The sequence below is a fragment of the Bacillus sp. LL01 genome, assembly GCF_001037965.1.
Map to the genome: position 1 here is coordinate 1 of NZ_LFEL01000229.1, position 3,638 is coordinate 3,638.

At 38.4% G+C, this 3,638-nt stretch carries 4 protein-coding genes and 1 pseudogene; 4 read left to right on the forward strand and 1 reads right to left on the reverse strand.

Going from position 1 to position 3,638, the window contains the following annotated elements; translation table 11 throughout:
* Positions 1-394 (reverse strand): metalloregulator ArsR/SmtB family transcription factor (locus AB685_RS28490; RefSeq protein WP_047973978.1); only part of this gene is annotated, 394 nt, incomplete at its 3' end.
* Between the two features lie 127 nt (positions 395-521).
* Between AB685_RS28490 and AB685_RS28495 the strand changes: the two genes are divergently transcribed.
* From AB685_RS28495 to AB685_RS28510, 4 genes and pseudogenes are all read left to right on the forward strand, one after another.
* On the forward strand, positions 522-956 hold the full coding sequence (locus tag AB685_RS28495; protein WP_047973979.1) for a DUF3139 domain-containing protein: 435 nt from the start codon (positions 522-524) through the stop codon (positions 954-956).
* 41 nt (positions 957-997) lie between these two features.
* A complete protein-coding gene (locus AB685_RS28500) occupies positions 998-1,642 on the forward strand; it encodes a hypothetical protein (protein WP_047973980.1) in 645 nt (214 codons plus the stop codon).
* A gap of 150 nt (positions 1,643-1,792) precedes the next feature.
* Positions 1,793-3,340 (forward strand): nickel ABC transporter substrate-binding protein, encoded by a 1,548-nt coding sequence (gene nikA, locus AB685_RS28505; protein WP_053073991.1) that lies wholly within the window; start codon positions 1,793-1,795, stop codon positions 3,338-3,340.
* A gap of 77 nt (positions 3,341-3,417) precedes the next feature.
* A pseudogene (locus tag AB685_RS28510) lies at positions 3,418-3,638 on the forward strand (nickel ABC transporter permease subunit NikB); the annotation flags it as partial.

The window sequence follows — 3,638 nt, forward strand, 5'->3', positions numbered from 1 at the left end:
CAAGGATGATAAGCTTTTTCTTTCGCTGTGCAGGAATCGTTTTTAAGCGGCCTGCCTGATCAAAAAAGTTCTGAATGACTTTGTACTTCTCAGCATCTTCTACTTTAAATGGATCCACTTCCTTCTCACCTCCAAGACGAGTGATGGCTTCAGCCATTGATTCAAGCTTTTTTTCATCTAAATGAAAATAAATTGTGTTCTTTTCCCGACGTTGATAGACGATGGCAATGTCTCTTAGTTTCGTTAGATGATGAGAGATTGTAGGGGGGGTTAAGCCGAGCTTCCCGGCGATCGCTTGACCATGAAGAGGTCCATCTCTTAAGAGAGCAATGATTTGGATGCGTGTCTTATCCCCGAGCGTTTTGTGGAAGTTCACTAATCGATTTAATTGCATGGCGAAAACTCCTTTAATGTTTATCTAATTAGATGATAATCTAATTAGAAGGATATGGCAATAGGCAAATAACAAAAGGGATGATATGTAATACGACGAATTAAGTAGAAAGGAAGTAGGTGATCGAATGCATCCTCTAACAATTCTAGAATATGGAATAGGAGGGGTGGTGGTAGTTGRTATACTCTTAATTTCACTATTTCTCCCTTATAAATGGAAACGAATTGGATTTATAGTAGTGCTTGTGGTATTTATCTTTTTAATAACATTCTTTTTCGCGAGACCTTATTGGATAGATTGGCAAATCGAGAAACGAACCCTGCTATTAGACAATTATCTAGAAAATCGCTATCCTAGTGAAAACTGGGATATAGGAGCGATTGACCATCGGACCTATCCACAATATCATCCATATCATTTGAGAGTGACATTTGAAGATGAACCTGGTTTTATTTACAATTATCATGTTGATGGAAAAGGAAAAATTCGTCAGAGTGGATATGAAGTGAGTGAAGATAAGACCCATTCAAAAGGGAACTACATAGAAGAAGATGATCATTAAAAGGTGTGTGAACGATKCAACGAGATGAACAACAGCTAATCATGAAAAGTCAGGACGTGTTAAAGGTAACACATGTCTGGTATGCAAGCTATGGGTCAAACATGAACCCTCAGCGTTTTTATTGTTATATTCAAGGTGGAAGACCTGAAGGCTCAACGAAAACAGAAAGAGGATGCCGAGATAAAGAATTACCAACTTCGATGAAGACACTGAAACTGCCTTATGAAGCGTATTTTGCCCATTACTCAGATCGTTGGGGAGGGGCACCGGTATTTATTGATCCTAATAGGGGAGAAAAGCAGACAAATTTTGTCTGCTATTTAATTACGATGGAACAATATTTAGATGTGATGGCACAAGAGAATGGATTGCTAGAAGTAGAAAGTGAAATGTCTCGTTTGGTAAATGACCAAACTGCCACTTTGAATGGTTTATATGGGAAAATGATGAATGTAGGAACGGTGGAAGGCTTCCCGGTCTTCACATTTACCAACCCAAAGAGACCAGTGGTAGAGGCGGAATTCCCACCGTCTATTCCTTATTTACAAACAATTATGAAGGGGTTAAAGGGTCAATGTGGTTTGAATGCAAAGGAAATTGCGGAGTATCTGCTTCATTTAGAAGGGGTATCGCCTGCTTATTCGTATGATGAATTGGTTCAAATAGTTAATAGATTATCAAAATAAAAACGTAGCTGCTTAAGCAGCTACGTTTTTATTTTGAATTCTTATAGAGAATAGGAATCATTCTTATTTAATTATTGACTTTTTCACTTCCTTGTTCATATAATCGTAATAATTACGATTTGAATCAGTAGAAAGGGAGATTMATAGAATATGTATAAAATTACTAGGTATACCTTAATTGTTTTATTGTGCACTCTAGCGCTTGTAGGGTGCTCAACTAATGAAGAAGCAGCGATAGAAAATGAAAGGAAAATTAGTAAGGAAGCAGAAAAATCACTATCATTCCTATTTAGTTTCCCATCCTCCACTCTCGATCCGCATCATGATTGGATGGGAGTTCGTGCTGGAATTGCAGAAACGCTCGTTAAAATCAATGAAGACCTAGAAATTGAGCCATGGTTAGCTAAGTCGTATGAGCAAATAGATGACACTACATGGGAATTTACGATTCATGATCATGTAACGTTTCATGATGGAACAAAAGTAGATGGCGAGGCGGTTAAAGCTTCCTTTGAGCGATTACTTGAAGTGAATGATTCTGTTAATTCGATGTTGAAAATTGAATCAATTGAAGCAGAAGGACAAACTGTCACTTTTCAGACAGAGGAAACCTTCCCTGCCTTCTTATCAGAGCTCGTACATACTAACGCAACTATTGTGAAAGTTGATACCGATGATATGACCGAACAACCAATCGCAACCGGTCCATTTAAAGTTAAATCGTTTACTCCTGAATCAAAGGTTGAATTAGAGCGTTATGAGGAGTATTGGGACGGGGCAGCTAACTTAGACAAGGTAAACATCACTTTTAATTCTGATGCAAATGTTCGCGCATTAAGCTTACAGTCAAATGAGGTAGATATTGCTTATCATTTACCTCCAGAAGCATTAGAGCCAATTGAGAGTAGTGACGACCTACGAGTAGAGTCTGTTCCGAGTTTGCGTGCGCATTTTGTCCTTTATAACCAATCAAAGCCTTTATTGCAGGATCAGAATGTGAGAAAGGCGTTAGACCTTATTACAAATCGTCCTGTGATGGTAGATGAGATTATGAGCGGTCATGCAACAGCTGCAACCGGACCATTTAATCCTGATTTTGCTTTTGCAAGTCAAAATGACCCAGAAGAATATGATCCAGAACAAGCGAAGGAATTACTGGATGATGCTGGTTTTGAGATGAATGAAAATGGCATCCTTGAAAAGGATGGAGAACCATTATCTTTAACGATTGCGACCTATCAAGGGCGTCCGGAGCTACCGTTAATGGCGCAATATTTACAAGCTGAAGCATCAAGCATTGGGATTCAGCTTGATATAGTGACAATTGAGAATATTGATAGTTATTTATTTGAGCAGCAAGATGAGTGGGATCTCGTTACATACAGTAATTTAACAGCACCTAGAGGAGACGGGGGATACTTTTTGAATGTCGCCTACTTACCTGATGGCTCACTGAATCCAGGACAAATCGATATCACTGAATTAAATGAGTTAACCGAACAAATCAATCAAACAATTGATCAAGAGAAACGTGATGATCTACAACAACAAGCTGTAGAGATCATTCAAAAAGAAGTGCCTCAATCGTTCATTTTGCATCCCCATATTATTGTCGGAGTGAATGAACGTGTAACTAATTGGGAGCCTGGTTCTGAAGAATATTATTTAATTACCAATGAGATGGACGTAGAGGAATAAAAAGTGGAAGCATCGATTTTCGGTGCTTTCACTTTTCTACTTCGCTATTAATATGAAAGGAGGGACATTTATTTTATATGGGAACCCTCACCCGCACTCTTTTAAAAGTAGCATTCAATCGATTGTTGCAACTTGTCATCATGATTCTCGTACTCTCATTTATAACGTTTCTATTAATGAAGGTTACACCAGGAGATCCAATTAGGACCATTTTAAAAGTAGATGAGATGGTGACATCGACCACGGATGAAGCCGTTCTTCTTGAAGAGTTTGGCTTTGATCAGCCCATATATATTCA